This is a genomic window from Amycolatopsis dendrobii (genome assembly GCF_014145675.1).
GTDB lineage: Bacteria > Actinomycetota > Actinomycetes > Mycobacteriales > Pseudonocardiaceae > Amycolatopsis > Amycolatopsis dendrobii.
The window spans coordinates 139,382-163,986 of the sequence record NZ_JACGZW010000008.1 but is presented as its reverse complement, the minus strand read 5'-3'; the positions used below and the strand labels follow the sequence as shown (position 1 = coordinate 163,986).

Annotated in this window: 26 protein-coding genes; 6 read left to right on the top strand and 20 right to left on the bottom strand. The window is 68.9% G+C overall.

Going from position 1 to position 24,605, the window contains the following annotated elements; genetic code table 11:
- Positions 1-19: 19 nt before the first annotated feature.
- The 9 genes from H4281_RS23960 to H4281_RS23920 all read right to left on the bottom strand — a co-directional run bounded on the left by H4281_RS23960 (position 20) and on the right by H4281_RS23920 (position 10,808).
- Complete coding sequence (locus H4281_RS23960; protein ID WP_220507747.1) at positions 20-2,521, bottom strand: Pls/PosA family non-ribosomal peptide synthetase; 2,502 nt, start codon at positions 2,519-2,521, stop codon at positions 20-22.
- Between the two features lie 1,219 nt (positions 2,522-3,740).
- A complete protein-coding gene (locus tag H4281_RS23955; RefSeq protein WP_182893167.1) occupies positions 3,741-4,328 on the bottom strand; it encodes a nitroreductase family protein in 588 nt (195 codons plus the stop codon).
- Positions 4,329-4,874: 546 nt separating this feature from the next.
- Positions 4,875-5,258: a histone-like nucleoid-structuring protein Lsr2 gene (locus H4281_RS23950; RefSeq protein ID WP_182893166.1), complete on the bottom strand. Its 384-nt coding sequence runs from the start codon at positions 5,256-5,258 to the stop codon at positions 4,875-4,877.
- Between the two features lie 128 nt (positions 5,259-5,386).
- On the bottom strand, positions 5,387-6,637 hold the full coding sequence (locus H4281_RS23945; protein ID WP_182893165.1) for a bifunctional 3,4-dihydroxy-2-butanone-4-phosphate synthase/GTP cyclohydrolase II: 1,251 nt from the start codon (positions 6,635-6,637) through the stop codon (positions 5,387-5,389).
- Positions 6,638-6,762: 125 nt separating this feature from the next.
- A complete protein-coding gene (locus H4281_RS23940) occupies positions 6,763-7,200 on the bottom strand; it encodes a MarR family winged helix-turn-helix transcriptional regulator (RefSeq protein WP_182893164.1) in 438 nt (145 codons plus the stop codon).
- Positions 7,193-8,416 (bottom strand): CynX/NimT family MFS transporter, encoded by a 1,224-nt coding sequence (locus tag H4281_RS23935; protein WP_182893163.1) that lies wholly within the window; start codon positions 8,414-8,416, stop codon positions 7,193-7,195. Before H4281_RS23935 ends, H4281_RS23940 begins: the two co-directional genes overlap by 8 nt.
- A complete protein-coding gene (locus H4281_RS23930) occupies positions 8,413-9,096 on the bottom strand; it encodes a FadR/GntR family transcriptional regulator (RefSeq protein WP_182893162.1) in 684 nt (227 codons plus the stop codon). Before H4281_RS23930 ends, H4281_RS23935 begins: the two co-directional genes overlap by 4 nt.
- A gap of 347 nt (positions 9,097-9,443) precedes the next feature.
- Positions 9,444-10,040: a TetR/AcrR family transcriptional regulator gene (locus H4281_RS23925; RefSeq protein ID WP_182893161.1), complete on the bottom strand. Its 597-nt coding sequence runs from the start codon at positions 10,038-10,040 to the stop codon at positions 9,444-9,446.
- 9 nt (positions 10,041-10,049) lie between these two features.
- The gene (locus H4281_RS23920; RefSeq protein ID WP_182893160.1) at positions 10,050-10,808 is read right to left on the bottom strand and encodes a creatininase family protein; all 759 of its coding nucleotides are present in this window, start codon (positions 10,806-10,808) and stop codon (positions 10,050-10,052) included.
- A gap of 117 nt (positions 10,809-10,925) precedes the next feature.
- Between H4281_RS23920 and H4281_RS23915 the strand changes: the two genes are divergently transcribed.
- The 5 genes from H4281_RS23915 to H4281_RS23895 are packed head-to-tail and all read left to right on the top strand — an operon-like array spanning position 10,926 to position 15,995.
- Positions 10,926-12,098 carry an LLM class flavin-dependent oxidoreductase gene (locus H4281_RS23915; protein WP_182893159.1) on the top strand — a complete coding sequence of 391 codons (1,173 nt, stop codon included), beginning with the start codon at positions 10,926-10,928 and terminating at the stop codon, positions 12,096-12,098.
- Positions 12,095-12,907: an enoyl-CoA hydratase/isomerase family protein gene (locus H4281_RS23910; RefSeq protein WP_182893158.1), complete on the top strand. Its 813-nt coding sequence runs from the start codon at positions 12,095-12,097 to the stop codon at positions 12,905-12,907. The genes H4281_RS23915 and H4281_RS23910 overlap by 4 nt, the downstream gene beginning before the upstream one ends.
- Entirely contained in the window at positions 12,904-13,662 is a 759-nt protein-coding gene (locus H4281_RS23905) for an enoyl-CoA hydratase/isomerase family protein (RefSeq protein WP_182893157.1), read from the top strand. The genes H4281_RS23910 and H4281_RS23905 overlap by 4 nt, the downstream gene beginning before the upstream one ends.
- Complete coding sequence (locus tag H4281_RS23900; protein WP_182893156.1) at positions 13,655-14,155, top strand: flavin reductase family protein; 501 nt, start codon at positions 13,655-13,657, stop codon at positions 14,153-14,155. Before H4281_RS23905 ends, H4281_RS23900 begins: the two co-directional genes overlap by 8 nt.
- A 43-nt stretch (positions 14,156-14,198) precedes the next feature.
- A complete protein-coding gene (locus H4281_RS23895) occupies positions 14,199-15,995 on the top strand; it encodes an AMP-dependent synthetase/ligase (protein ID WP_182893155.1) in 1,797 nt (598 codons plus the stop codon).
- A gap of 40 nt (positions 15,996-16,035) precedes the next feature.
- Here H4281_RS23895 and H4281_RS23890 read toward each other — a convergent pair whose 3' ends face one another.
- Positions 16,036-16,395, bottom strand: a complete 360-nt coding sequence (locus tag H4281_RS23890) for a VOC family protein (RefSeq protein WP_182893501.1) — start codon at positions 16,393-16,395, stop codon at positions 16,036-16,038.
- A gap of 72 nt (positions 16,396-16,467) precedes the next feature.
- Here H4281_RS23890 and H4281_RS23885 point away from each other — a divergent pair, with 72 nt between their 5' ends.
- Complete coding sequence (locus H4281_RS23885; RefSeq protein WP_037714604.1) at positions 16,468-16,659, top strand: DUF2795 domain-containing protein; 192 nt, start codon at positions 16,468-16,470, stop codon at positions 16,657-16,659.
- Positions 16,660-16,661: 2 nt separating this feature from the next.
- On the opposite strand, the gene H4281_RS23880 is transcribed toward H4281_RS23885, so the two are convergent.
- The 10 genes from H4281_RS23880 to H4281_RS23835 form a co-directional block, all read right to left on the bottom strand.
- Positions 16,662-17,717, bottom strand: coding sequence for an acetate/propionate family kinase (locus H4281_RS23880; RefSeq protein ID WP_182893154.1), 1,056 nt, complete (start codon positions 17,715-17,717; stop codon positions 16,662-16,664).
- Positions 17,714-19,963 carry a phosphoketolase family protein gene (locus H4281_RS23875; RefSeq protein ID WP_182893153.1) on the bottom strand — a complete coding sequence of 750 codons (2,250 nt, stop codon included), beginning with the start codon at positions 19,961-19,963 and terminating at the stop codon, positions 17,714-17,716. The genes H4281_RS23880 and H4281_RS23875 overlap by 4 nt, the downstream gene beginning before the upstream one ends.
- Positions 19,963-20,400, bottom strand: coding sequence for a PPOX class F420-dependent oxidoreductase (locus H4281_RS23870; RefSeq protein ID WP_182893152.1), 438 nt, complete (start codon positions 20,398-20,400; stop codon positions 19,963-19,965). The genes H4281_RS23875 and H4281_RS23870 overlap by 1 nt, the downstream gene beginning before the upstream one ends.
- Before the next feature lie 74 nt (positions 20,401-20,474).
- Positions 20,475-22,256, bottom strand: a complete 1,782-nt coding sequence (locus H4281_RS23865; protein WP_182893151.1) for a complex I subunit 5 family protein — start codon at positions 22,254-22,256, stop codon at positions 20,475-20,477.
- A 2-nt stretch (positions 22,257-22,258) separates the two neighbouring features.
- The gene (locus H4281_RS23860; protein WP_116204709.1) at positions 22,259-22,612 is read right to left on the bottom strand and encodes an NADH-quinone oxidoreductase subunit K; all 354 of its coding nucleotides are present in this window, start codon (positions 22,610-22,612) and stop codon (positions 22,259-22,261) included.
- Positions 22,609-23,322 (bottom strand): MnhB domain-containing protein, encoded by a 714-nt coding sequence (locus H4281_RS23855; protein WP_182893150.1) that lies wholly within the window; start codon positions 23,320-23,322, stop codon positions 22,609-22,611. The genes H4281_RS23860 and H4281_RS23855 overlap by 4 nt, the downstream gene beginning before the upstream one ends.
- On the bottom strand, positions 23,319-23,555 hold the full coding sequence (locus tag H4281_RS23850; RefSeq protein WP_182893149.1) for a Na(+)/H(+) antiporter subunit B: 237 nt from the start codon (positions 23,553-23,555) through the stop codon (positions 23,319-23,321). The genes H4281_RS23855 and H4281_RS23850 overlap by 4 nt, the downstream gene beginning before the upstream one ends.
- Positions 23,552-23,851 (bottom strand): cation:proton antiporter, encoded by a 300-nt coding sequence (locus tag H4281_RS23845; RefSeq protein ID WP_182893148.1) that lies wholly within the window; start codon positions 23,849-23,851, stop codon positions 23,552-23,554. Before H4281_RS23845 ends, H4281_RS23850 begins: the two co-directional genes overlap by 4 nt.
- A complete protein-coding gene (locus tag H4281_RS23840; RefSeq protein ID WP_037356679.1) occupies positions 23,848-24,099 on the bottom strand; it encodes a monovalent cation/H+ antiporter complex subunit F in 252 nt (83 codons plus the stop codon). The genes H4281_RS23845 and H4281_RS23840 overlap by 4 nt, the downstream gene beginning before the upstream one ends.
- Entirely contained in the window at positions 24,096-24,551 is a 456-nt protein-coding gene (locus tag H4281_RS23835) for a Na+/H+ antiporter subunit E (RefSeq protein WP_182893147.1), read from the bottom strand. The genes H4281_RS23840 and H4281_RS23835 overlap by 4 nt, the downstream gene beginning before the upstream one ends.
- Positions 24,552-24,605: the final 54 nt, after the last annotated feature.

Below are 24,605 nucleotides of genomic sequence, written 5' to 3'. Positions count from 1 at the left end.
CGTGATTGTCGGTGATCCGTCACGATCTCGCCGCCAGCTGACGGCGGCCCGCCCCGATCTCGTGCGCGGGGTTCCCGCCCCAGTGCGCGCGATCCGGGACCTCAGTGCCCTTCATGAGGAAGGAATCGGGGGCGAGCGTCGAGCCGTCGCCCATCGTCACGCCGTAATGCACCAGCGCGCCGATGCCGACCGTGCACCCGCTGCCGATGGAGATGCGGTCCATCTTGAAACCGCCGTCCTCCTGCGAGTGGCACTGGACGACGGAGCCGACGTTGAGCGTGACGTCGTCTCCTATGCGCACCAGCGTTTTCTCGATGATGCCCGCGCCGTCGTCGAACAGGCGCTTGCCGACCTTGATGCCCAGCAGCCGCCACAGCACGCTCTTGAACGGGGTCCCGTCGAGCACGCGCAGGTGGGCGTTCGTCGCCGCGGCTTTCCAGAACCGTTCCTGCCGCCAGAACCGCCGGTCGTAGATCGAGCACGACAGCGGGCGCAGCGGCCGGATCAGCACGGTGATCCGTTCCAGGGCGACGAAGAAGACCGTGCCGTACAGCAGGAAGGCCAGCGTGTCGATCGCGAACAGCGGGGCGCCGATCACGCCGTAGTAGACGTCCGAGGCCCAGGTCATCAGCAGCAGGCCGTAGAAGAACAGCCAGTGGGACAAGGCGTACAGCAGCATGCCCCCGACGTTGTGCAACGTCTTGGCGGCCAGCCTGCGCCGGAATTCCTCCGGGGTCTTCGGATGGTCGAACTGGCTGTCGCGCTCCACCGAGCGCGGGATCTCGAAGCTGGGGGAGCCGAGCAGCCCGACGCCCTCGCGCACCGGGCCGTCGAGCGGCACCAGGACCTTCGTGGCGAGCAGGCAGTTGTCCCCGGTCTTGGCGCCGGCGGGGTAGACGACGTGGTTGCCGAGGAAGTTCCGCGCCCCGACGCGCACCCGGGAAAGCCGGAAGGAGGTGTTGGTGTACTCGGCGTTGACCACCGAGAGCCCGTCGGCGACCATCGTGCCCGCGCCGGCCTCGAACAGGTACGGGTTCTCGAATTTCTCCTCGAGCCCGAAGTTGGACCCGGTCTGTTCCTTCTTGGAGACCTTGCAGCCCAGCAAGCGCAGGAAGTGCACGATGGCCGAACTGTCGCCGAAAAGAGTCTTGAAGAACCGCAGATTCGTGAGCGCGCGGACGGCGCGGTGCGCGGTGTAGCGCAGGGTGTAGAGGCGGTAGACCTCGCCGGGTTTGAGCGCCAGGTTCAGCAGCCGCGGGACCAGGGTGACGATCAGGAAGCCGGTCAGCCGCAGGCCGAAGTACAGGATGAAGGAGACGACGAGCGCCTTCCAGTAGAACTTCGGGTAGGTGAAGTCCATGACGGCCGAGCCGAGCCCCATCGCCGGGCTGAGGTTCGGCAGCGTGTTCAGCACGAAGCCGAGCAGGCCGAGCACCAGCGGAGCCATCAGGAAGACCGCGGTCAGCGCCTGGCGCACGGCGAAAAACGCCCGCCGGACGCTTCCGCAGGCCCGCGGCTCGACCCGCCGGTAGAGCACGTCGGCGGGGACGGCGGGCACGCCGTGCCAGCTCTGCCCTTCCGGGATCGCCTGCCCGGCGTGCAGCGACGAGGCGTGCCCGAGCTGGGCGTTGTCGCCGATCCTGGTCTCGATGTCGATGACGGCCATCTCGCCGACGTAGGCGTGCGCGCCGATCGCGACCGGCCCGGTCTGGATGAGCCCGTTCTGCGCGCGGTAGGTGGTGAAGTAGGTGTCCTTGCAGATGACCGTGCCGTCCCCGACGGAGAGCAGATCGGTGCACACCGGGACGTAGCGGGAGAAAATCGTGACGCCCTTGCCGATCTTCGCGCCGAGCGCGCGCAGGTACAGCGAGTAGAGCGGGGAACCGGCGAAGAGCGGGACCAGCAGGTTCCGCTGGACGAGCGTCTTGACCACCCAGAACCGCACGTACCCGAGGGACCACACGCGGATCTCCCTCGGCTTCCAGCGGCCGACGAGGATCCATTTGAGCGCGATCGGAAGGGTGCACAGGACGACCAGCACCATGGCGCCGAACCCGACCGCGCGCAGGTAGTAGTCGAGCAGCCCGGTCCCGGCCACGATCCAGTCGGTTCCCAGACCGAGCACCTGGGCCACGAGCCAGGAATAGGCAAGGAAAATCACCAACTGCAGGAAACCGCAGCCGAAGTATTCGAGCCTGCTCGCCCGCTTCGGCGGCTCGGCGGGCGCGGGAGCGGGTGCTTCGGCCGGGACTTCCGCTGGCTCGGCCAGCGCCGACACGAGACTGGCGATGGTCGGATTCCGGTAAATGTCCTTGATGGAGACGGAGGGAAGATCGGCACGCTTGCGCACTCGCGCGCAGAATTGTGCCAGCACGAGCGAGTTGGCCCCGAGATCGGCGAAGAAGTTGCTGTCGGCCGACACGTTTTCCTGCCCGGTGACATCGGCCATCACCTGGGCGAATGCTTCTTCGGTGTCGGGTGCCGGACCGGGGCGGGCGGTCGGGTACTCGGTGAGATCCATATGCCTAATCATCGGTGGATGTAACGCCGACGTAACCTACGGACGTCGGTGTTGACAATTTCGTGACCTGTTCGATGCGCGTCGCGGCTGACAAATACGGCACGACCGAAGATTGAGGTCTAGACCACGCGAACGGGTATTTATCTGGCAAAGAGGACTTAGGCCGCGAATACCCTTTATTTTTCAACAGCCAGTGGCAGCTGTCGACGGATCCGGGAGGGTCCGGCGAAGGGTTCCGGTGAAGTCTGATCGTCGTCGTGCGTTTACCGCAAACCGATCCTCCGCACGGGCGATGTTACCAGGATTTCCCTTCTTTCGGGGTGCGGATTCCCCGGTTGGCGCACGTGGAACTGCTCCGCTGGGGTGAAATCCGTGGCACAACGAGTGGCGCGAAGTCGCTGTGCGCAGGGGGTGTCCGGCCTCGCCGCGACGGCCGCGGGGCGGCCGTCAAGGTTCCTTGGTCCTCGAATTCGGGGACATTGCGCATCAGGTCGGAATATGCAAGTGCTGTCTCACGGGATTGATGGCACTTTCGAGGGAATTGCCGTTTCGTGCCCCGGGTTTCTGCCGCCAGGGTGAGGCGTGCGGCAGACGGCGGGCGTGATTGCGCTGTTCGGCCGGATCGGTACTGCTCCGGTGCGGTTCTTGTCGTGCGTGCGTCGGTTATTGCCGGGTTGCGCAGGAAGCTCGCACGGACGCCTTCTCGGGCGAAAACGGCCGAGGGCGGCTTTCGCGCCCAGTCGCGGAGGTGAAGCGAAGCGCCGGACCAGTGACGGGAATTATGTCTCTTCGCGCGGCTTTCCAGCGGTATTGAAACATTTTCGTGTTGTCCGGATTTCCCGGATCGCGCCCCGGGTGCGGGGAGGCAAGGACGCCCGCTCCGGTTCGTCCCGGGATTCCCGCGAGGTCCGATGCCCGCTCCGCTGCCCGGACAGGAGCTCCCCGGCCCGGTCGCCGCCGAGGGCGGCATCTCGCCGGGCCGCGGTGGCGGGCGCCGCCGTCTTCGCGTGAGACGGCTCCACAACGAAGCCGCCGGTGAACGCGGAGGAATCGCGCTCACCGGCGGCGGCGTGCGTCAGCGGGCCGCCCCGGCCGGCGACCGCGGTTGGTCAGCCGAGGCCGGTGCGGTCAGGCGAACCGTGGGCCGCTGCGCGACACCGGCCCAATGGCATCCAAAGTGGACGTTTGGGGTCTCCGGGCTCCGCCGGCGGGCAGGGATCTACCACTGTCCGAAGTGGACAGTCTCGGATTCCGGCTTCCGGCGGCGGGTGCTCGGGGACGCTCCGGCGGAGATCTTGGCGTCGGCGTCGTGGCCGATGGCGATCGCGCCGATGGGTTCGTGGGTGTCGGGCACGCCGAATTCGGCGCGCAGCCGGTCGAAATCCTCCGCGCCGATGCCGAAGTACACCGCGCCGAGCCCTTCGTCGACCACGGTCTGCAGGATCAGCAGGACGGCCATCCCGGTGTCGATGTACCAGAACGGGACCGGCCAATGGTCCTCGCTGCGGTCGGTCCAGCCCTTGTCCGGCTGGGCGTAGCGGTCGAGGTAAACGTCCTTCACCGAGAACGGGATCACGATCACCGGCGCGGCTTTGGCGTCGTCGTCCAGCGTCCAGGATTGGAGGGTGTCGGCGAATCGTCGCACGTCGTCGCCCTGGAGCACCAGGAAGGCCTGGCCTTGCGAGAATCCGGCGGACGGCCCGCGCAGCGCGTTGCGCATGATCCGGCGGATGCTGTCCTCGGCCACGGGTTCGCCGGTGAACTTGCGCACCATCCGCCTGCGCCGCACGACTTCCTGGAACTCCATCGTCGCCCCCTGGGAGAGTTTTCCGGCAACTGTATCGGACTTCTCCCGCTCTCGGCCCGATCTCATGGCGATTTCGGTGGCCGGCCAGCTGGTGCGGCGGCATTGGCGGCGCGTTCGACCTCGGCGGTGCGATTCGCCCTCGGCGCGGCCCGCCGGTGCTTCCGTGCGGATCACCGCCACCCGGGTCCGCTCCGGCGACCTGCGCCCGTACTGCTCGATGACTGCGGAAGAGCGATGCGGGATCGCCCGGCGTCCTCGACGGCTCCGTCGAATCCGGCAAGGTGTTCGACGCGACCGCCGATCTGGCGGGCGTGCCGGACGGGTGCCGGGACAGGGGTCAGCGACGGAGCCGGAAACTGCTCGTCCGCTCCCGGCAAGCCGGAAAAGACCGCCCGGCCGGAGGCATTCGCCTGCGGCCGGGCGGTGTTTTCTTCGTGCGCGGAGGACGGTGTTCCGGACGCCTGCGCCGGAACTCCGGCGGGGGAGCGAACGCCTCGTCCGGCTTTTCCCGAAATGATCGATCCGGAACCCGTCGGGGCCGGACGCTTATTTCCCGGCGCGCTTTTTCGCGGTGCGCTTGCGGGGTTTCGCCTCCGGCTTCTGGCTTTCCTCGTAGGCGGCGATCACTTCGCGCGGGATGCGGCCGCGTTCGGCGATGGCCCAGTTGTTGTCGAGGGCCCACGTGCGGATCGCCTTGGAGCGCTCGCGTTCCTCGGCGGTCGGCGCGGCCGTGGCCCGCACGGTCGTCTTGCGTCCGCCGGTGCGGCGGGCGGCGGCGATGAACGTCGCGAGCTCGTCGCGCAGGGCGGCGGCGTTTTCGTCGGACAGGTCGATTTCGTACTGGACGCCGTCGAGTCCGAAGGGGACGGTCTGCCCGGCTTCGGACCCGTCGAGGTCGTCGATCATCTCGACGAGGACTTTCTGTGCCATCGCGGCGGCTCCTCCTGGAAACGGGACGTGGTCACCGCAGACCATAACAGGAGTCCACTGTGGCTGGTCGCCGGAGACAATGCGCGGCGGGCCGCGGGGGAGGACCGGCCGCGCGGAAGCGGCAAGGCTCAGGAAGTTTTCTGCTCCGGCACTGGATCGGTCAATGCGCCGAAGCGGTGGCCCATCCGGTCGCGTTTCGTGCGGAGGTAACGCAGGTTCTGCGGAGTTTCGGCCGCGCGCAGTGCGACCCGCTCGACGATCCGGAGTCCGTATTCGCCGAGTCCGCGGTATTTCTCCGGGTTGTTGGTGATCAGCCGCACTCGCCGGACGCCGAGACGGTCGAGGATCCGCGCCCCGGAATCATAGGAGCGGGAATCCGCGGGAAGACCCTGTGCGAGATTGGCGTCGACCGTGTCGAGGCCGGATTCCTGGAGCGCATAAGCCTGGATCTTGTGCGCCAGCCCGATCCCGCGGCCCTCGTGGCCGCGCAGGTAAACGATCACCCCGCAACCCTCGTCGGCCACCGCGCGCATCGCTTGTTCGAGCTGGGCGCCGCAGTCGCAGCGCAACGAACCGAGGATGTCGCCGGTCAGGCATTCGCTGTGCACCCGCGCCAGCGCGCCGCGCTCGGAGCGACCGGCGGCGGCGACGTCGCCCATGACGAGGGCGAGGTGTTCGGCTCCGTCCACTTGCGACCGGTACGCGACAGCACGGAAATCGCCGAAGGCGGTCGGCATCGCCGCGGTCGCGACCGGTTCGACCAGCCGCTCGGTCCGGCGGCGATACCGGACCAGGTCGGCGATCGCGACGACCGGCAGCTCGTGGTCCGCGGCGAACTCCCGCACGGCCTCGTCGCGCAGCATTTCGCCGTCCGGGCCGATCAGCTCGCTGATGACACCGACCGGTTCGCGACCAGCCATCTGCAGCAGATCGACGGCGGCCTCGGTGTGCCCGGCGCGGACGAGCACGCCGCCTTCTCGCGCGCGCAACGGGAAGATGTGACCTGGACGGCGAAGCTTCTCAGGCGTCGTGACCGGATCGGCTAGCGCGCGGCAAGTGAGCGTGCGGGCCGTCGCGGACACTCCGGTCCCTGCGTCGTTGTGATCCACAGAGACGGTGAACGCGGTGCCGTGCGCGTCCTTGTTCTGCGCCACCATCGGCGGGAGCGCGAGTGCGTCGGCGCGTTCCCCGGTCATCGGTGCGCACACGATTCCGGTGGTGTGCGCGACGAGAAAGGCCATCTGGCCGGCAGTGACGCTGTCGGCCGGGAGCACGAGATCGGCCTCGTTCTCCCGGTCGTGATCGTCGACGACCACGATCATCCGGCCTTCCTCGAGCGCGAACACGGCCGCGCGCACGCTGTCCGCGGCATCCAGCATGGCGAACCTCCCTGAGTCCCGAAGCCACTCATAGTTACTGGCCAATAATCATTGCCGTGAGCTGAACTGGTCTTACCTGTCTCCATATGTTATCGGTCAATAACATCGGGCGGAAGAGGCGCCGTTCATTGGGCGGGAAGCGCACCCGACTGCCGGAGATCGCGGACGAAACAGCCGAGCAGGTCCGCGAACCGCGCCCGCGCCTCCGGCGACCATCCGGCGAGAGCGTCGCCGAACTGAACGGCCCGGCGCTGTCTGCCGAGGTCGAGGAGCCGTCGTCCGGCGGCCGTGACGACCAGCGGACTGACCCGCCCGTCCTCGGGATCGGCGCGGCGTTCGACCAGCCCCGACCGGACCAGCCCGGCGACCTGGCGGCTGACCGTAGACGGGTTCACGCCCAGCTCCGCCGCGATTTCCCCGGCCCGGAACGGCCCGTCCTCGGCGAGCATGGCCAGCAGCGGCAAGCACCCCGGCTCGTCCGGCGCTGCTTCCGCTCGCTTGACCAGCCGTGTCAGCGCGAGAAGCTGACGGGTCACCTGGTCGGCGAGGTCGAGGTCAGACATCAGCGCGAACGTGACGGTCGCGTCCGGCGCCATATCCGGTGAAAGCCATCGCGACACTCAACGCGGTGAGCGCGACGAGCGCGCCGGACCAGCTCCCCGTGGCGTCGTGGAGAATGCCGAGCAACAGCGGCCCGGCCGCCGCGACCAGGTAACCGATCGACTGCGCCATCCCCGCCAGGGCAGTGGTCTCGCTCGGGCCTGTCGCGCGCTGGCTCTGAAAACTGAGCGCCAGCACGAGACAGACCCCAGTGCCCAGCCCGAGCAGCGTGCACCCGACGATCGCGATTCCGGGCAGCACCAGGAGAACCGCGAACCCGGCCGCCATGACCGCCGACGCCGCGGCCGCCGGATAACGCTGATCGGCCCGGCCCCGGGTGAGCAGCGGCAGCACCATGCCGGTGGCCAGCGCGACGAGCTGGTAGCAGAACAGCATCCAGCCGGCCGCCGCGGTGCTCATGCCCTGCCCGCTGAGGATGCTGGGCAGCCACGCGACCGCGGTGTAGAAGGCGAGTGATTGCAGGCCCATGAACAGGGAAACCTGCCATGCCAGCCACGACCGCCACGGCGTCGGCGCGTGCGAGCCGCCCGTCCGCGCACCGGCGTCCGGGCCCGAACCGCGCAACCTCGGCAACCATCCGGCCAGTGCGGCCAACGCGACGACCGCACCCCAAGCCAGCGCGGAATGCCAGCCTCCCGGCAAAATCCCCGCCAAGGGAACGGAGATCCCGGACGACACCGCCGCGACGACACCCATCACCGTGACGTAAAGCGCGCTGACAGTGTGGATCCGCGATGCTGGTACGTGAGCGCGAATCACCGTCGGCAGCAAGACATTCCCGACCGCGATCGCCGCAGCCAGCAAGACCGTGCCGGCGAACAAACAGGCAGTCGACGGCAGCGACCGAACCACTGTGCCCACTGCCAGCATTGCCAGGGAAAGCACGAGCAACCGCGTAGAACCGACCCGATGCGAGACGCGCCCGACAAGCGGCGATGTCACCGCGAACATCAGCAACGGCAACGTATTCAGCACGCCGCCGGCCCACGCGGGCAGCCCGGTGTCCTGCTCGATGGCGGGCAGCAGCGTGCCGACGCCAGTCAGCGTCGCCCGCAGATTGGCCGCCACCAGGAGAATCGCGAGCAACAACCCAACGGACCGCTCAGGTCTGGCGACCGCTCTCTTCGCGACGGCCGGCGCCTCAACTTCGGCCGTCACTTCTCCCGCTCCGTCCCGGCCTCGGTCAGCTTCACGATTTCGGCCGCGCAGTAACGTGCCCCGACCTCGTCCTGGGCAGCGATCGCCTCGACCAGCTGCCGGTGCAGCCGGGTGTGCTCGTCGGCCGTCGCGCCGGGCCAGAGTGTGTCGCCGATCTGCTCGGCAACGGAGGCGCTGAGGACGTCGTACACCTCGGTGAGCAGCGAATTCCTCCCCGCGTTCACGACGGCCTGGTGAAAACGGACATCCGCCTCGGCGGCCGTCCCGGTGTCGTCTCGCTGCCCGGCCTCGTCGAGCAGATTCCGCAGATTGGCGAGATCGTCGTCGCTGCGGCGGACCGCGGCCAGCCCCGAGGCGTACTCCTCCAGCACGGCCCGCAGTTCCAGCACGTCGCTCCGCCGAGAAGAATTCGCCCGCCGCATCAAGACGGACTGCATCTCGCTGGACGCGCGGACGTACGTCCCGTCGCCCCGCCGAGCCTCCAGCAGACCGAGATGCACCAGCGCGCCGAGCGCCTCCCGCACTGTGGTTCGCCCGACGCCAAGCTGCTTGACCAGGTCGTTCTCCGCCGGAATCCGCATCCCGACCGGCCATTCCCCGGACGCGATCTGCTCCCGCAAGGTGTCCACGAGCTGCGCGGCAAGACTGGCGACCCGGCGGGGTGCCCGAAGATCGTTCATAAGGCGACCCTAACACCGAATGTCAGACATCTGAATGTGACCAGGGTCGCCGCCCGGTGCTCGCCTGCCCGCCGTCCGTGAAGGCCGCCTTCACGGACTCAGATTCCCTCAAGGGGCCCTTCGCGGACCACCGGCTCCGCCGGGATGCGCCCCAATGTGGCATTGGCGCGCTAGCCCCGCCCGCTCGCGCACCGCAGCCGACGCACCCACCCATCGAGGCACTCCACACCGCCCCCGGCCCCGAACCGTCAGCACAATGAACCTTCGGGGGTGGGGCCCAACCCCGGGCGCAATGTCGCCCGCCATGGCGACGAGCCGCCCGAGATCAGGCAGCCCCAGCCGAAGCCTCAAACACCGCCAGCCGGCACAAGCAACGCATTAACCGCCGCGGTGCGGATCGTCGAGGCCACGCTCTCGACATCCAGCCCGCTATTGAACTGCGGCACAGAATTGATCATCGAGAACACCGCATGCGTAAGCACCCGGTTCTGCGCATCAGACAAATCAGGGCGAAGCCGCTCCACCAGCGCACTCCACTCCTCGGCATACAACCGCATCATCCGCCGCATCCGATGCCGCTCCTCCTCCGGAACGTTGTGCTCATTCTTCAAGAACACCAACGTGGACGGCACATTCTGCAGACTCCGCGTGACGTGGTAGTCGATCATCGCCTCGAGCGCCTTGCGCGGATCAGTCACCTCCGCCGCGGTCTCGCGCGCATTGGCGAGCAAATCTTTCAGCGGATCCTCGAGCACGGCGATCAGCAACGCCTGCTTGCTGGGAAAGTGCCGGTACAGCGCAGGCCCGGTCACGCCGGCCCGAGCACCGATCATCTCGGTGGTGACCGCGTCGAAAGCGCGCTCGTGGAACAACTCGCCGGCGACCTTGATCAACGTCTGCCTGCGCGACGAACGCGGCGACGCGGCGCGAGATGGGCTCGTCATGGCACGATTCTAGGTGAGAGGCCGATAACGAGCCGTCGCGTACTCGGCCAGCAAGTCCGCGACCGCGCTGAGACAGGCAAACCCCAGGTCGGAGGACATTCCGCGCGGATCGCCGAGCACGCCGTTCGGCGCGACCGCCTTGACGCCCCCGGTTAATACCCGGTCCAGCAGGGCATCGTTCATCGGCTCACCGAGGCCGGCGGCGGCAAGACCAGGCCGCACCGCCTCCGGCCGAAGTGCGAGCATGATCGAGCTTTCGGCAACATCGGCGTGCCCGCCGACCTGGCCGGCCAGGCCGGCGACGGCAGTGCGCCAGGCATCGAGCACCGCGGCGGAGTCCCAGAACGCGACCACATCCAGCTCGTCAGCCAGGCCTGCGGGGAGCTTCGCCTCGATCTCGCTCAGCAGCGGATAGTTCCCGATGTGGGCCGAGAAGATCAAGACCCGTCGAAACCCATGCAGGGCAAGGCTTTCGCAACAGTCGAAGCAGACAGCTTCCAGCGTTTCGGGCCGCACCGACAGCGTCCCGGAGAAGCCGAGATGATGCGCGGAGCAGCCAAGACGCACAGCCGGCAGAACGAGCGCATCTCCGAGCCGTTCCGCCACGAGCGTCCCCAGCCGATCGGCATGGTCGCTGTCGACCGACAACGGCAGGTGTGCCCCGTGCTGCTCCGTAGCCCCCAGCGGCAGGATCGCGGTCCGCATGCCGCTCGCCAGCGCGTCGGCGATCTCCGGCGAAGTCAGGTGCTCGATCCGCAACTCGCTCATGCGTTCCGCCAGTCAAAGTTAGCGGTAAGTAACATGTTTCCTCCCGGAAGGGCTATTGACCACGGGTTAGCTCCGTCTTATGTTATCGAGCAATAACATCGGCTGGAAGGGGCGATCATGGACTTCATCCTCATGTCGGAGGGGGACACCCCGGTCGGGCTCACCCACGAGCACCGCTACCGGGAGCTGGTCGAGGAGGTGCTGCTCGCCGAGCAGGTCGGCTTCGACGCGTTCGGCAGTTCCGAACAGCACGTCGCCATCGGCACGGCGACGGTCTCGGCGCCGGAGGTGCTCTACCCGTACCTGATGGCGCTCACGAGCAGGATCCGCTTCATCCACCTCGTCACGCTGCTGCCGACGCGGATGAACCACGCGCTGCGCGTCGCGGAACGGATCGCGACCGAGGACATCCTTTCGAACGGCCGGATCGAACTCGGCACCGGACGCGGCAACACGACGCTGGCGCTGCGGGCCTTCGAGGTGGACCCGACGGAGAACAAATCCCAGTGGCGCGAAGGGATCGAGCTGATCCGCCGGGCGTTCCTCGACGATCCGTTCTCCTTCGTGGGCGAGCACTACAAGGTCCCGCCGCGCAGCCTGGTGCCGAAGCCGCTGCAGGCGCCGTACCCGCCGATCTCGGTCGCCGCGGGCAGTCCGAGTTCGGTCGAAACCGCGGCCGCGATGGGCATCGGCGCGATCATGGGCGGCTTCTACCTCGGCTACGACCTCGTGGAGAACATGCTGAAGCTCTACGACGAGACCCTCGCCGCCGCCACGCACCCGTACCCGATCACGCCGCGCAAGATGGTGCTGGTCAGCGGCGGTATGCACTGCGCCGAAACGACCGCGCTGGCCCGCGAACAGGCCCGGCCGCTGTTCGAGATGTCCAAGCTCTCCACCGACGCGTACGGGCGGCTGGCCAAGCTTTCCCAGGACTACGCCTACCTGGGCGCGATCGACGACGTCGATTTCAGCGACGAGGAATACCTGTTCGAGCGGTCGCAGGGCTTCCTCGTCGGCGACCCGGAGCATTGCGTCGAGCACGTCCAGCGGTACGCGGACATGGGTGTGGAATCGCTGGTGTTGCGAGTGGACAGTCTGCCGCACGACCAGCTGATGCGTTCGATCGAGCTGTTCGGCAAGTACGTGATCCCGCGGTTCAAGCACCCGCGCAACGTGGTGCGCCCGGCCGGCGACGTGCTGGCCGACATCCGCGCCGCGCGTCCGGCGCACGAGGAAGCGCTGCGCCGGTTCCAGTCCGGGAACCTGACCGCGGAGGCAGTCCGATGAGCGACCTTTACCAGCACGGCACCGGAAACGTGCTCGTCGAGCGTCCGGCCGAGGGCGTCCTGCTGATCACCCTCAACCGGCCCGAGCGGTACAACTCGCTGCTGATGCCGATGTTCGAGGAGCTGAGCGAGATCTGGGCCGACGTGGAGCGCGACGACGAGACCCGGGTCGTCGTGGTGACCGGGGCGGGCAAGGCGTTTTGCACCGGAATGGACGTGCGCGAACCCGATCCGACGCCGGAAGCGGCGCTCGCGATGCTGGAATCCGAGCGCCGCCGGATTTCGACGATGCTGCGGATCGAAAAGCCGGTCATTTCCGCGATCAACGGCCCGGCGGTCGGCTACGGTCTGTCGACGGCATTGCTCGCGGACATCAGCATCGCCGCCGAGGACGCCGTGCTGATCGAAGGCCACACCAAGGTCGGCGTGACCGCGGGCGACCACGCCGCGTTGATCTGGCCGCTGCTGGTCGGGATGGCCAAGACGAAGTATTACGTGCTGACCTCGGAAAAGCTGACCGGTGCGGAGGCCGAGCGGATCGGGCTCGTCAGCTTGGCCGTGCCTCGCGAGCAGGTGCTGCCGCGTGCGTTGGAGGTCGCCGCTCAGCTCGCGCGAGGCTCGCAGCAGGCGCTCCGGTTCACGAAACGCGCGCTCAACATGTGGCTCACGAATGCGTTGCCTCAGCATGAATTGTCCAGTGCGCTGGAAATTCTCGACTTCGCCGGAGCGGACTATCGGGAAGCGCGCCAAGCGTTCCGGGAGAAGCGTGCGCCGGTCTTTCCTTCCGCTTCCGGCGTACCGGCGACATGACCACGGCCGCGCTGGGCGCCGTCCAGGTGTCCGCGGAAACGGACGGCGCGGTGGTCTTGACCCTGAGCCGTCCGCCGGCGAACGCGCTCAGCGGCTCGCTGATCAGCAGGCTGACCGCGACCCTGGAAGACCTGGCGCAGGGTCCCGCGGTTGTCCTGACCGGTGCGGGCGACCGGTTCTTCTGCGCGGGCGGCGACCTCAAGGAAGCGGCCGGCTACGACGCCGAGTCGATGGCCGAGCGGATGACGTCGTTTCACGCGCTGCTCTGCGCACTGGAGAAATTTCCCCGGCCGCTGGTGTGCGCGGTGAACGGCTGGTGCGTCGGCGGCGGGATCGAAATGGCGTTGTTCTCCGATTTCGTTTACGCGTCCTCGCGAGCGCGGTTCGTTTTCCCCGAGGTCGACCACGGGATGTTGCCTGCGGGCAAAGGGATCGCCCGGGTCCGCGAGGCGGTGGGCGATCGTGGCGCCCGGCGGTTGCTGCTGGGCGGAAAACCGGTCGGCGCGTCGGAGGCGAAAGCGTTGGGCATCGTCGACGAAGTGGTTGAGCCGGGAGAGTTGCTGGAGGCCGCTTCGGCACAGGCGCGAGCGGCGGCGGCGAAACCGCCCGCGGTGTTCGCGGCCTTGAAACTGGCTCTCCTTCAGGAAACCGCCGGATGGCCGGACGAGAAGCAGCTGCGGGTCACGGCCGCCGGCGCGCGAACAGTTTTCGACGACCCCGCCGCACGAGCTGCCCGGGAGGCATGGAATGGCTGACGTATCGCACGATCTGGACCCGGCCGTTTTCCGGTCGGCGCTGTCTCGTTTCCCGTCCGGCGTCACGATCGTGACGACCCGGGGCGAGGACGGCACGCTGCACGGATTCACCGCGAGTTCCTTCGCGTCGCTGTCGCTCGATCCGCCGCTGGTGCTCGTGTGCCTCGACCGGGGCGCGACGTGTTTCCCGGTTTTCATGGCGGCCGAGCGGTTCGTCGTGAACGTGGTGACCCCTTCGCACGCCGAGCTGGCGACGCGGTTCGCGACGAAAGGCGAGAACAAGTTCGCGTACGGGAGCTTCGAGTTCGACGAACAGGGCCATCCGCTCCTGCCGGACGCGGCGGCGGTTCTCCATTGCGAACTGGCGCAGGCCGTGCCCGGCGGGGATCACGTGATCCTCATCGGGCGCGTGCGCGACGCGCGGGCCGGCGACGGCAAACCCGTGATGTGGTACCGAGGTGACTTCCTCCACCTCGGCGAGCGTGCCGCGTGAACGCCACCGGACGCGGGCTCGCGGCGGGAAGAGAGGGTGGGTCATGGAACTGACCGAGTTCGAACCGGAGCGGACGCTGCCGGGTCTGCTGCTCGACCGCGCTCGCCGAGAGCCGGACGCCGTCGCGCTGCGGTATTCGCGCGGCGGGACGGTGCGGGCGATCACCTGGCGGACGTACCTGGACCGGGTGCGCGAACTCGCGTTCGGCCTGGTCGCGCGGGGGGTCCGGCCCGGCGATCGGGTCGCGGTGATGAGCAGCGCGCGTCCGGAATGGGTGTTCGCCGCGCTGGCGGTGCAGAGCGTCGGCGGGGTCGTGCTCGGGGTGTACCCGACCAACTCGCCTGCCGAGATCGAGCAGCTCCTGGTGCACAGCGAGGCGGTCGCGTTCCTCGGCGAGACGGAAACGGAGCTCGCCAAGGTCGCGAACATCGCCGGGAACGCCCCGGACCTGCGGCTCGTCGCCGGAATCGACGCGGCCCCGCCGGAGCTGCCGGCGGGGATCACCGGCGTGAGCTGGGACGACCTGCGTACGGCCGGAGACCCCGACGCGTTGGCCGAGCTGATCGCCGCCACGGCGCTCGACGATCCGGCTGTCCTCTTCTACACCTCCGGCTCCACCGGGGCGCCCAAGGGCGTGACCCATTCCCACCGCACGCTCCAGCACGCGGTCCAGAGCGTCATCGGCCTTTACCCGGAGAGCCGGACCACGCGGCACGACGTCGTCGGGTTCCTCCCGCTGGCGCACGTCGCTCCCGCGCTGCTGCTCGTCTTCACCCCGCTGCACACGCGCTTGGTCGTGACCTTCTGCCGCATCGGGGACTACGGCGAGGTGCTGCGCGCGGTACGCCCGACGGCGGTGCTGTGGCCGCCCCGGTTCTACGAGAAGCTCGCCGCCGAGCTGATCGCCCTCGCTGAATCCTGGACGGGAATCCGCCGCCTCGCGTACCGGGCCGCGATGCGGATCGGTCGCCGGATGGCCGAGCGGCGGTGGTCCGGCCGTCGTGCGCCGGTGCCGCTGCGGATCGCTTACGCCGCCGCGGTCCGGGCGGTGTTCGTTCCGCTGCGGGCGAGTCTCGGCATGGACCGGCTGCGCGTCGCGTGGACGGCTTCGGCCGCCATGCCGGAGAGCGTCGTGGCGCTGTGGCAGATCTGGGGTCTCGACCTGCGCGAGAACTACGGGCTCACCGAGACCGGCGGGTGCCCGATCGGGCAGTTCGGGCAGCCGTTCCCGCGTCCGGGGCGGATCGGCCGGGAGTTCGCGGACCCGCGCTACCAGGTGAAACTCGCCGACGACCGGGAGATGCTGATCCGCGCGCCGCTGCTGTTCAGCGGGTACTGGCGGAATCCTTCGGAAACCGCGGCGGTCTTCGCCGACGGCTGGTTCCGCACCGGCGACCTGATGGAGCGGACCGCCGACGGGGACATCCGGCTGATCGGGCGGAAGAAGGACGTGCTCATCACCCGGGGCGGCAAGACGGTCGATCCGCAGCCGATCGAGATCCGGTTGAAGGAAAGTGTGCTGATCGACGAAGCGATCGTGGTCGGCGACGGGCGGAAGTACCTGACCGTCCTGATCGAACCGAGCGCGGCCGCGGACGCGGGGCTGGCCGGGCGGTTGCGGGCCGAGCTGGAGCGGGTCAACGCGGATCTCGCGCGGGTGGAGCAGCTGAAGGATTTCCGGGTGCTGCCGCGGCCGTTGGAGGCTTCGCGGGGCGAGCGGACGGCGAACGGGAAGGTCAAGCGCGCGGCGGTGGTGCGGTCGTTCTCGGGGTTGATCGAACAGATGTACGGCGCGGACGACGACGCGGCGATCGCGGATCACGTGCGGAGGCCGCGGTAAGTGAGTCGCAGCGGGGCGTGGTCCCGCTGCGACTCAGCCGTTATCGCGGTCCGTAGACCACGATCGTGTTGCCCCACGGGTCGCGGGCTACCGCGCGGACCTCGTGGGGGCCTTGTTCCGGTTGCCGCACAACGGTTCCGCCGCCGGCGACCAGTGCGGTCAGGGCGGCGGAGACGTCGGGCACCTTGAACGAAGCGGCGGGGGCGCCGTCGGTGACGTCCTCTTCCGGGCCGGCGAGGGCGAGTGTCGTTCCGCCCGCGTCGAGGGCGGCGTAGCGGTCTCCGTCGACGAATTTCGCGGGCAGGCCGAAGGTCGTGGCGTAGAACCGCACGGCTGAGCTGACGTCGGCGACGGGATGCAGCACGTTCCCGATCTTGGCCGGCTTCGGGGAGTCGTTCACCAGTCGAGCGTAACCCGCATTGATCCCGGACCGGGCGGGTATGCGGAGGGAGAACCCGAGGAAGGGAGCGCCATGTCTGACGTCCGGGAGTATTTGACGGAAGTCGAGTACCCGTGCGAGCGCGACGAACTTCTCCGCCGGGCCGCCGCGAAGGGCGCGGGCGACGACGTGATCGGCCATCTCGGCAAACTGCCCGAGCAGCGGTACGAGAACGTGGAGGCCGTGCACCGGCTTCTCGGCGACGACGTCGACCCGCATTCGTGAGGTCAGCGGACCGCCTCGGCGGCGGCGCGGGCGAGTTCGAGTTCTTCCCGGGAGCGCAAGGCCAGCACCGGAATTTTCGCCCCGGGCGGGCTGATCACCGCATCGCGTTCCCGGGTCCGCGACAAACCGCCGGCGATGCCGAGGACCCCGAGACCGCCAGCGACCGCCTCGGCGGTTTCGGGCTGGTCCCAGCCGATGTCGCCGGTGAACACCAGCGCGTCGATCCGGTCCAGGCTCGCGGCCGTCGCGGCCAGTTCGGCTCGGATCCGGTGTTCGAAGACGGCCAAGGCGAAGCGGGCCTCGGCGGAACCGTCGCTTACCAGGTCGCGGGTGTCGTCGGAGATGCCGGACAACCCCAGCAGACCGGAGTGGTGGTAAAGGCCGTCTTCCAGTTCGCTGACGGTCAGTTTTCCTTCGCGCAGCAGCCACAGCAGCATGCCGGGATCCACGGAGCCGGACCGTTTGGTCATCATCGCGCCTTCCAGCGGCGTGAACCCCATTGACGTGTCAACGCTGTGTCCGTGAGATACCGCGCAGACCGAACAGCCGCCGGACAGATGGGCGATGAGCAGGTTCAGTTCCCCGGGCGGCCGATGCAGGAGTTCGGCGGCGCGGCGGGTCGCCCAGCTGAAGGACCAGCCGTGGAAGCCGTAGCAGCGCAGGTTCCACGGGAAGCGCCACCGGGCGGGCAGCGGGTAGGTCTGGGCGACGGACGGAAGCGTTTCGTGGAAGGCCGTGTCGGGACAGACGATGTGCGTCGCGTCCGGGAGGAGGTCGGCGAGCTGGTCCAGCAGGGCCTCGGTTTTCGGTACGTGTTCCGGGGCGAGGGACCGGGCGTCCGCGATCTTCGCCCGGACGCTTGGGGTCGCCTCCACCGGGCGGACCAGGTCTGGGCCGCCGTGGACGAGCCGGTGTGCGACAACGGAGATCGTGGGCTGCCGGTCCGCGAAGGACGAGACGTCGTCGGTCGAGGCGGAATCCAGGACTTTCTCGTCTTCGGCGCGCACGAGGTGCAAGCGCAGGCTGCCGGAGCCCGGGTTGACGGTCAGGACGTTCATCGCTTCCACCGCCAGCCGGTGATCTCGGCCGGGTCTTCGCCGTCGCGGTAGGCGGCGGCGAGGAATTCGTCGCGCTGCCGTTGGAAGTCGCGGGCCAGGTCGCCGCCGAGGGAGGACCAGCCGCGGGCGCGGCGGACGGCGTCGGCGGCCAGGTCGTGGCGGGTCATCCGGTTGCTGGCCAGCAGGTCGAACGGGGTGGTCGTGGTGCCTTCCTCCAAGTAGCCGTGCACGTGGAAGCGTTGCGTGGCAGGGCGTCCGTGCAGTACTTCGTGCACGGCGGACGGGTAGCCGTGGAAAGCGAAGATCACCGGGACGTCCTCGCCGAAGCACTCGGCGAACGCTTCGTCGGAGAGTCCGTTCGGGTGGCGGCCGGGCGGGCAGAGCGAGAGCAGGTCGACCACGTTCACCACTCGGACCCGCAGTTCCGGAGCCGCAGCGGCCAGCAACTGCACGGCGGCAAGGGTTTCGGCCGTCGGGGTAGTCCCGGCGCAGGCGAGGACGACGTCCGGCGAACCCCCGTGGCTCGCCCAAGGCCAGACTGCGGTCCCGGCGCGGCAGTGGGCGCGGGCATCGTCGGGGGACAACCACACGGGACTGCTTTGCTTTCCCGCGACCACGACGTTGATCAGGTCGGTCGAGGACAGGCAGCGGTGCATGGTTTCCAGCAGCGTATTGGCGTCCGGCGGAAAGAAGATCCTTGTGGTGTGGGCCTTTTTCGTGAGCATCTGGTTGATGAAGCCCGGGCCCTGGTGGCTGTAGCCGTTGTGTTCTTGCCGCCAGCCGTCGCTGGTGAGCAGGTAGTTCAGGCTCGCCACCGGAGCGCGCCAGCCGACCTCGCCGGACATTTTGAGGAACTTGGCGTACTGGTTCACCATGCTGTCCACAATGGACACGAATGCCTCGTAGCACGGGAACAGGCCGTGCCGTCCGGTGAGCAGGTAACCCTGCAGCCAGCCTTGGCAGAGGTGTTCGGACAGGACTTCCAGCACCCGGCCGCGACGCGCGAGATGTTCGGTGTGGCCGGGAACGGCGCGGTCGAACTGCCGGTCGGTGACGTCCAGCAGCGCGCCGAGCTTGTTGGACTGCAGTTCGTCCGGGCAGACGACGCGGAAGGTGTCCGGAGCGCGGCGCACCAGTTCCGCGAGCCAGCCGCCGAGGGCCTCAGTCGGGCTTTCCTCCTCCGTACCGGCGAATGCGGCGACATCCGGCAGCGGCAGGTCTCGGCGAAGCCGGCCGCCGTTCGCCTGCGGAACCCGTCCGAGCCGCAGCTCCGGTTCCGGTGGCACGGCGAGCAAATCCGGCGCGGGAACACCGTCGGCGTCGAAAAGTTCCTCCGGCCGGTACGAACGCAGCCACTGTTCCACTGCGCTCAGCTGATCCGCGTCGAGCGGGACCTGGTGGGCGTGGAAGGTGCCTTCCAGGGGCGTGCCCTCCGGGGACGTCGAAGGCAGGCCCAGGCCCTTGGTGTTGCGCAGGACGATCATCGGCGGCGGGCCGCTGTCCTGGCGATGCGCGCGGGCGAGGGCTTCGGCGAGCGGGGAGTCCGGATCGTCGGTGTCGCGGACGTCGACGAGCAGCGGGTTCCAGCCGCAGCCGGTGAAGTACGCGGTGAGTTCGTCGTCCGACATGGCTTCGCAGACGGTCGGGGAAGCGATCTTGTACCCGTTGAGGTGCAGGATCGGCAGCACCCGGCCATCGCCGGGATTGGTGAACTTCGGGCTGTGCCACGCCGCCGCGGTCGGACCCGTTTCGGCCTCGCCGTCGCCGATGACGCAGGCGACCAGCAGGTCGGGATCGTCGAAGGCCGCGCCGAACGCGGTGGCGAGGGCGTAGCCGAGTTCGCCGCCTTCGTGGATGACGCCGGGGACCTCGGGGGAGAGGTGGCTGGGGAAACCGCCCGGCCAGGAGAACCGGCGGACGAGTTCGGCGAGTCCGGAACCGTCGAGGGACAGCCGCGGGTCGTACTCGGCGTGCGTGCCTTCGAGCCAGAGATTGGCGTGGATCGCCGGGGCGCCATGGCCGGGACCGGTGACGAGCAGGGTGCGCTGCTGAGTTTCGGCGACCAGGCGATTCAGCGCGCTGTAGACGAGGGTCAGGCCGGGACAGGTGCCCCAGTGACCGAGCGGGCGCGGTTTCAGGTGCTCGGGCCGCAAGGGCTCGGTGAGCAGGACGTTGTCCTTGAGGTAGATCATCGCGGCGGCCAGGTAGTCGCACGCCCGGCGGTAGCGGCGGAGCGCGTCGCGCATCAGTCGGCGACGCCCTTCTTCTGGTCGATAAACGTCTGCCGCTCCGGGGTCACCTGGAGGATGACGCGTTCGGACTTGATCGCGTCCGGCGGATAGTCGCCGCCGGTGTACTTGCGCGCGAGTTCGTCCACGTGCGACCGGGCCCGTTCGCCGGTCTCGACGCCGGTCACGCGGCCGCGGACCTCCGCGTAGCGGTACGGGTCCTGCTCGTCGCGGATCAGGACGGTGATGCGATCGTCGCGCTCGGCGTTGCGGTACTTCGCCCGGTGGGTTTCGGTGTTGAGCACGATCCGGCCGTTCTCGACGTGCACCCAGATCATCTGCGTCTGCATCCGGCCGCTCGGCAGCACCGTGGTGACCGCGGCGAAGTTCTTGCCGGTGGCCAGTTCTTCGGTTTCGGGCAGCAGTTTCGGGCCGTCGGCGGTGCTGGCGGGCACGGCAACTCCTCACGGTCGACGTCACGGGCCGCTCTGCGGGTAGCCGGGTTGATCGGCGGGTAAACCCGGCGAGGTCAGAGCCAGACCAGCCCGGCGAGGACGGCGACGCCCGCGAGCAGCCACGCCACGTAGTCGCCGACCTGGCCGGAGTGCGCGCGATGCAGCACGGTGAGTGCTTCGTGCACCGGTTTCGGGACCCGGCGTCGCGACCACAGCGCGAGTGCGGTGGCGGCGAGGGCGAGGACGGCGGTTGCCGCGGCGGACAGCAGGCCGGGGCCGGTCCAGGTCAGCTCGGATCCGGCTTCGGGGCGGGACGGCGGCAGCGTCGGCAGGACGTCGTGGAGGTAGCCCGCGCGGTCGACGGCCTGCGCTCCGGCGGCTACAGCGACGTCGCGGATCCACGGCACGACGCCTGCGGCCAGCGCGAAAGCGAGCAGGACGACGATGGCGGCCAGCATCGGGATCGGGGTGCGTGCGATCGGCCGGCCGGTCTCGGGTTCCTCGCCGGAGCCGGTCGTCGTGTCCGAGGAATCCCCGGCAGGCGGCCTGCCGAGTCCGAAGTAGACTCGCAGCCCGGCGCGCAGCACCGCCGCGGCGGTGAGTGCGGAAATGACTGCGAACACGATCATCAGCCACTCTGGTCCGGCGTGTTCGGCGGCGTCTTTGCCCAGCGCCAGGCCGAACGGCGGCAATCCGGCGAGAGCGGCCGCGGCGACCAGGAACAGCGCTGCTTCGGTTCGTGAATGTGTTGCCCGGCCGAAGAGTTCGTCTTCGTCGACGCTGCCGTAGCGGTCCTTCAACGCTCCGGTCAGGAGGAACAGCGCACCCTTCGCTCCGGCGTGCCCGAGCACCGAGAGCACGAACGCGGCCGTCGCTTCGCCGCCGGTGGCGGCGAGTCCGCAAAGGAACAGTCCGATGTGGGCGATGGTCGAGTAGGCCAGCAATCGTTTGAGATGCCGCTGGGTGAAGCAAAGCACGGCGCCGAGGACGGCGCTGGCGATCCCGGCGGTGAGGAAGACCCGGCTGACGGTGGCGTCGTCGAGCACCGTGCCGAACACGGTCGTGCGGACGCGGAGCACGCCGTAGAGGCCGAGTTCGACCATCACCCCGGAGAACAGCACGCACACCGGTGTCGGAGCGACGGCGTGCGCGTCGGCGAGCCAGAAATGGAACGGCACGGTCGCGGCTTTGACCAGCAATCCGGTGCACACCGCCACGAACGCGGCGATGACCAGCGCGTCCGCCGGACGGCCGTCGAGCGCGACTCCCAGCTGTGCGAGCCCGAGCTGCCCGCCGCGGGCGTAGAGCAGGCCGATGCCCATCAGCGTGAAGTACGCGCCGAGGGAGTTGACCACGCCGAAGTTCAGCGCGCCCTGCACCGAGTCCGCCTCCTCGATCCGGTACCCGGTCAGCGCGTAGGCGACGCCGCTCATCAGCTCGAAGAACACGAACAGCGTGAACAGGTCGCCGGTGAAGAGAAAACCGATCATGCCGGTCAGGAAGAGCAGCGTCATCGCGTGGTAGCGGGCTTCGACGGCTTCGAAGTAGTGCCAGCTGTAGAGCAGCGCGCAGACGGTGAGGAACGCGGCCAGCGCGGCGAACGTCGTGTTCAGCCCGTCCGCGACGAGCACGATGCCGACCGAGCGGGCACCTTCCGGACCCTGTCTGCCGAGCCAGCTGACCACCCGCTCGTGGTGCGCGGCGGTCAGCAGGACCACGCACAGCACGCACACCGCCGCCGCGGTCGCCGTGGCCGTCACGTCGACGACGACGCGGGGGAGTTTGCCGCCGAGGCCGAGCAGCAGGCAGGCGGCCAGCAGCGGGACGGCGACGGCGAGTGCGGGCAGGGTCGTCATGGTCAGCCGCGCAGTGCCCGCAGTTCGTCGGGATCGACCGTGCCGTGGCGGCGCGAGATCTGCAGCGTCAGGGCGAGCAGGAGCGCGGTGATGGTCGCCGAGACGACGATGTCGGTGAGCGTCATGGCCTGCACCATCGGGTCGACCACCGGCTGCGACTGGCCTTGGGACACGATCGGGGCGGTCGCCTGGTCCTGGTAGCCGATCGCGAGCAGCAGGACATACGTGCCGGATTGCGCGACCGACAGCGAGACCACGGTGTGCACGAGATGCCGGCTGCGCATGATCCCGGCGCAGCCCAGCAGCAACAGCCACGCCGCCACGCCGTAGCAGGCCGCCGACACCACGCCGGTCACCGTTCCTCCAGCCCGTGCACGAAGAACCGCGACAGCAGGACGACGAATCCGGCGGCGACCTCGATGCCGATCAGGACGCTCAGCACGAGGACGGTCCCGGAGGACAGCAGCGAGCCGAATTGGCCGAGTGGCACCACGTTCGCGAGGAACGAACCGCCGCTGGCCAGCCCCAGCAGGCCGGTCACGACGTACAGGCCGGTGGCCGCCGCTTCGGCGTATTCGCACCAGTCGATCGGGCGCAGCCGGGCCAGCGCGCGGTAGCTGCCGGAGAGGTAGAGCAGATGCCAGCCGGTCGCGAGGACGACGCCGCCTTGGAAACCGCCGCCGGGCGTCAGGTGTCCGTGCACGACGATGTCGATGCCCAGCAGCACCGAGACCGGCAGCAGCAGGAATCCGGCGAGCTTCACGGCGGGCAGGACGTAGCCGGTGCCGTCCGTTTCGGGCTCCTTCTTGGGCGGTTGCAGCAACGCGAGCGTGCCGACGACCGCGGCGGCGACGATCGTTTCCTCGCCGAGGGTGTCGAGGGCCCGCAGATCGAAGTTCACGGAGGACACCAGGTTCGGCGTGACCTCCCGGAAACCCATGGGCAGCACCAGGTCCCGGTAGACGTGGCTGGCGCTTCCGGCGGCGGGCATCCGGGTGAACGCGGCGATGAACAGCGCCGCGACCCCGGCCAGCCCGGCGGCTCCGACGACGTCGCGGGTCCTCATCGTTTGCCGGTCTTCCGCAGCGTGAGCAGGACGAGCAGCGGGACGATCGCCGCGCCGACGGCGAGTTCGGACAACGCGACGTCCGGAGCTTGGAACACCACGAAAAGCACCGTCAGGCACAGGGAAAACACCGTAAGCGTGCTCGCTTGCCGCTTCGGGTCGTGCGTCGCGACGACGGCGAATCCGGCCACGGCGACCAGCGCGAGGGCGACGAGCAGCACGGCGGCGCTCATGAGGGGAGGTCCTCGTCGATCTCGCCGCGGTGGCGAGCTTCGAGCCGGGCGGTGGCGGATTGCAGGATCGGGCCGGTGACCGCCAGCAGGACGACCGTCGCGAGGATCGCGCCCGAGCCGAGCTGAACGCCGTTGACCAGGACGAGCCCGACACCGATGAGCGGCGCGCCGAGCGTGGTCGCCGGGGAGAGCAGATGCAGGCGGGTGAGCAAGTCTTTCGCGCGCAGCAAACCCGCGGCGGAAGCGAGGACGACGAACACCCCGGCGAACACGAGAATCTGCGCGGCGATCGTCATCGGGTCCCCAGCAGCCGCGCGAAGACGAGCGTCCCGGCGAAGGCGAGGACGGTCAGCGTCAGGGGGAGGATGACGGCGCTGGACGGGCCGTACGCCTGGACGAGCAGCAGGAGCGTCAGGACGGTGACGGTCCCGGCGAATTGCATCCCGGCGAGGCGTTCGATCGCGGTGCCCCGGGCGGCCAGCCACAACGCGGTGCCGAGACCGCCTGCCATCAAGAGCAGAGCGGCGAGGAGCAGCCAGGTCATCGCGTCACCCGATCGAGAGCCGGGGAGTCCGGGAGCAGGCGGTGAACGACGATGTCCGTGTCGTCTGGCGGGCTCGCGACGACCATCGTGCCTGGCGTACAGCCGATCACCACCGTCGCGACGGCGAGCCGCGCTTCGTGCTGCGCGCGTGGTTCGGCCGGGACGGGGACTTTCGCGCACTTTCCGGCGGAGGGGCGTGGGAAGACCGCGCGCAAGGCGGCGACGGATTCGCTGACGGCGGCTTTGGGGAGCGGCGTCAGCCAGGCCAGCCAGCCGGCTTTGAACTGCCACGTCCCGTTCATCGCCCGGCGTGCGGAACGGGCGGCGATCGCGCAGACCGCCGCCGCGCTGGCGCCGGCGATCAGTTCCGGTGCCGACGGGGTGGACAGCGTGAGGGTCCACAGCCCGGTCAGGGCAAGCCACCACAGCGGAATCTCGGTCGCAGCGCGCATGTCTCACCTCGGGCAGGGGCTACCCACTTCGGGGACCGGCCAATCCGCAGCCGC

Excerpts from the sequence above, each read along its gene's own strand:
- H4281_RS23960 (WP_220507747.1), bottom strand. The coding sequence starts at position 2,521 with ATGGATCTCACCGAGTACCCGACCGCCCGCCCCGGTCCGGCACCCGAC.
- H4281_RS23955 (WP_182893167.1), bottom strand. The coding sequence starts at position 4,328 with ATGGAGTTCCAGGAAGTCGTGCGGCGCAGGCGGATGGTGCGCAAGTTC.
- H4281_RS23950 (WP_182893166.1), bottom strand. The coding sequence starts at position 5,258 with ATGGCACAGAAAGTCCTCGTCGAGATGATCGACGACCTCGACGGGTCC.
- H4281_RS23945 (WP_182893165.1), bottom strand. The coding sequence starts at position 6,637 with ATGCTGGATGCCGCGGACAGCGTGCGCGCGGCCGTGTTCGCGCTCGAG.
- H4281_RS23940 (WP_182893164.1), bottom strand. The coding sequence starts at position 7,200 with ATGTCTGACCTCGACCTCGCCGACCAGGTGACCCGTCAGCTTCTCGCG.
- H4281_RS23930 (WP_182893162.1), bottom strand. The coding sequence starts at position 9,096 with ATGAACGATCTTCGGGCACCCCGCCGGGTCGCCAGTCTTGCCGCGCAG.
- H4281_RS23925 (WP_182893161.1), bottom strand. The coding sequence starts at position 10,040 with ATGACGAGCCCATCTCGCGCCGCGTCGCCGCGTTCGTCGCGCAGGCAG.
- H4281_RS23920 (WP_182893160.1), bottom strand. The coding sequence starts at position 10,808 with ATGAGCGAGTTGCGGATCGAGCACCTGACTTCGCCGGAGATCGCCGAC.
- H4281_RS23915 (WP_182893159.1), top strand. The coding sequence starts at position 10,926 with ATGGACTTCATCCTCATGTCGGAGGGGGACACCCCGGTCGGGCTCACC.
- H4281_RS23910 (WP_182893158.1), top strand. The coding sequence starts at position 12,095 with ATGAGCGACCTTTACCAGCACGGCACCGGAAACGTGCTCGTCGAGCGT.
- H4281_RS23905 (WP_182893157.1), top strand. The coding sequence starts at position 12,904 with ATGACCACGGCCGCGCTGGGCGCCGTCCAGGTGTCCGCGGAAACGGAC.
- H4281_RS23900 (WP_182893156.1), top strand. The coding sequence starts at position 13,655 with ATGGCTGACGTATCGCACGATCTGGACCCGGCCGTTTTCCGGTCGGCG.
- H4281_RS23895 (WP_182893155.1), top strand. The coding sequence starts at position 14,199 with ATGGAACTGACCGAGTTCGAACCGGAGCGGACGCTGCCGGGTCTGCTG.
- H4281_RS23885 (WP_037714604.1), top strand. The coding sequence starts at position 16,468 with ATGTCTGACGTCCGGGAGTATTTGACGGAAGTCGAGTACCCGTGCGAG.
- H4281_RS23880 (WP_182893154.1), bottom strand. The coding sequence starts at position 17,717 with ATGAACGTCCTGACCGTCAACCCGGGCTCCGGCAGCCTGCGCTTGCAC.
- H4281_RS23875 (WP_182893153.1), bottom strand. The coding sequence starts at position 19,963 with ATGCGCGACGCGCTCCGCCGCTACCGCCGGGCGTGCGACTACCTGGCC.
- H4281_RS23865 (WP_182893151.1), bottom strand. The coding sequence starts at position 22,256 with ATGACGACCCTGCCCGCACTCGCCGTCGCCGTCCCGCTGCTGGCCGCC.
- H4281_RS23855 (WP_182893150.1), bottom strand. The coding sequence starts at position 23,322 with ATGAGGACCCGCGACGTCGTCGGAGCCGCCGGGCTGGCCGGGGTCGCG.
- H4281_RS23850 (WP_182893149.1), bottom strand. The coding sequence starts at position 23,555 with ATGAGCGCCGCCGTGCTGCTCGTCGCCCTCGCGCTGGTCGCCGTGGCC.
- H4281_RS23845 (WP_182893148.1), bottom strand. The coding sequence starts at position 23,851 with ATGACGATCGCCGCGCAGATTCTCGTGTTCGCCGGGGTGTTCGTCGTC.
- H4281_RS23840 (WP_037356679.1), bottom strand. The coding sequence starts at position 24,099 with ATGACCTGGCTGCTCCTCGCCGCTCTGCTCTTGATGGCAGGCGGTCTC.
- H4281_RS23835 (WP_182893147.1), bottom strand. The coding sequence starts at position 24,551 with ATGCGCGCTGCGACCGAGATTCCGCTGTGGTGGCTTGCCCTGACCGGG.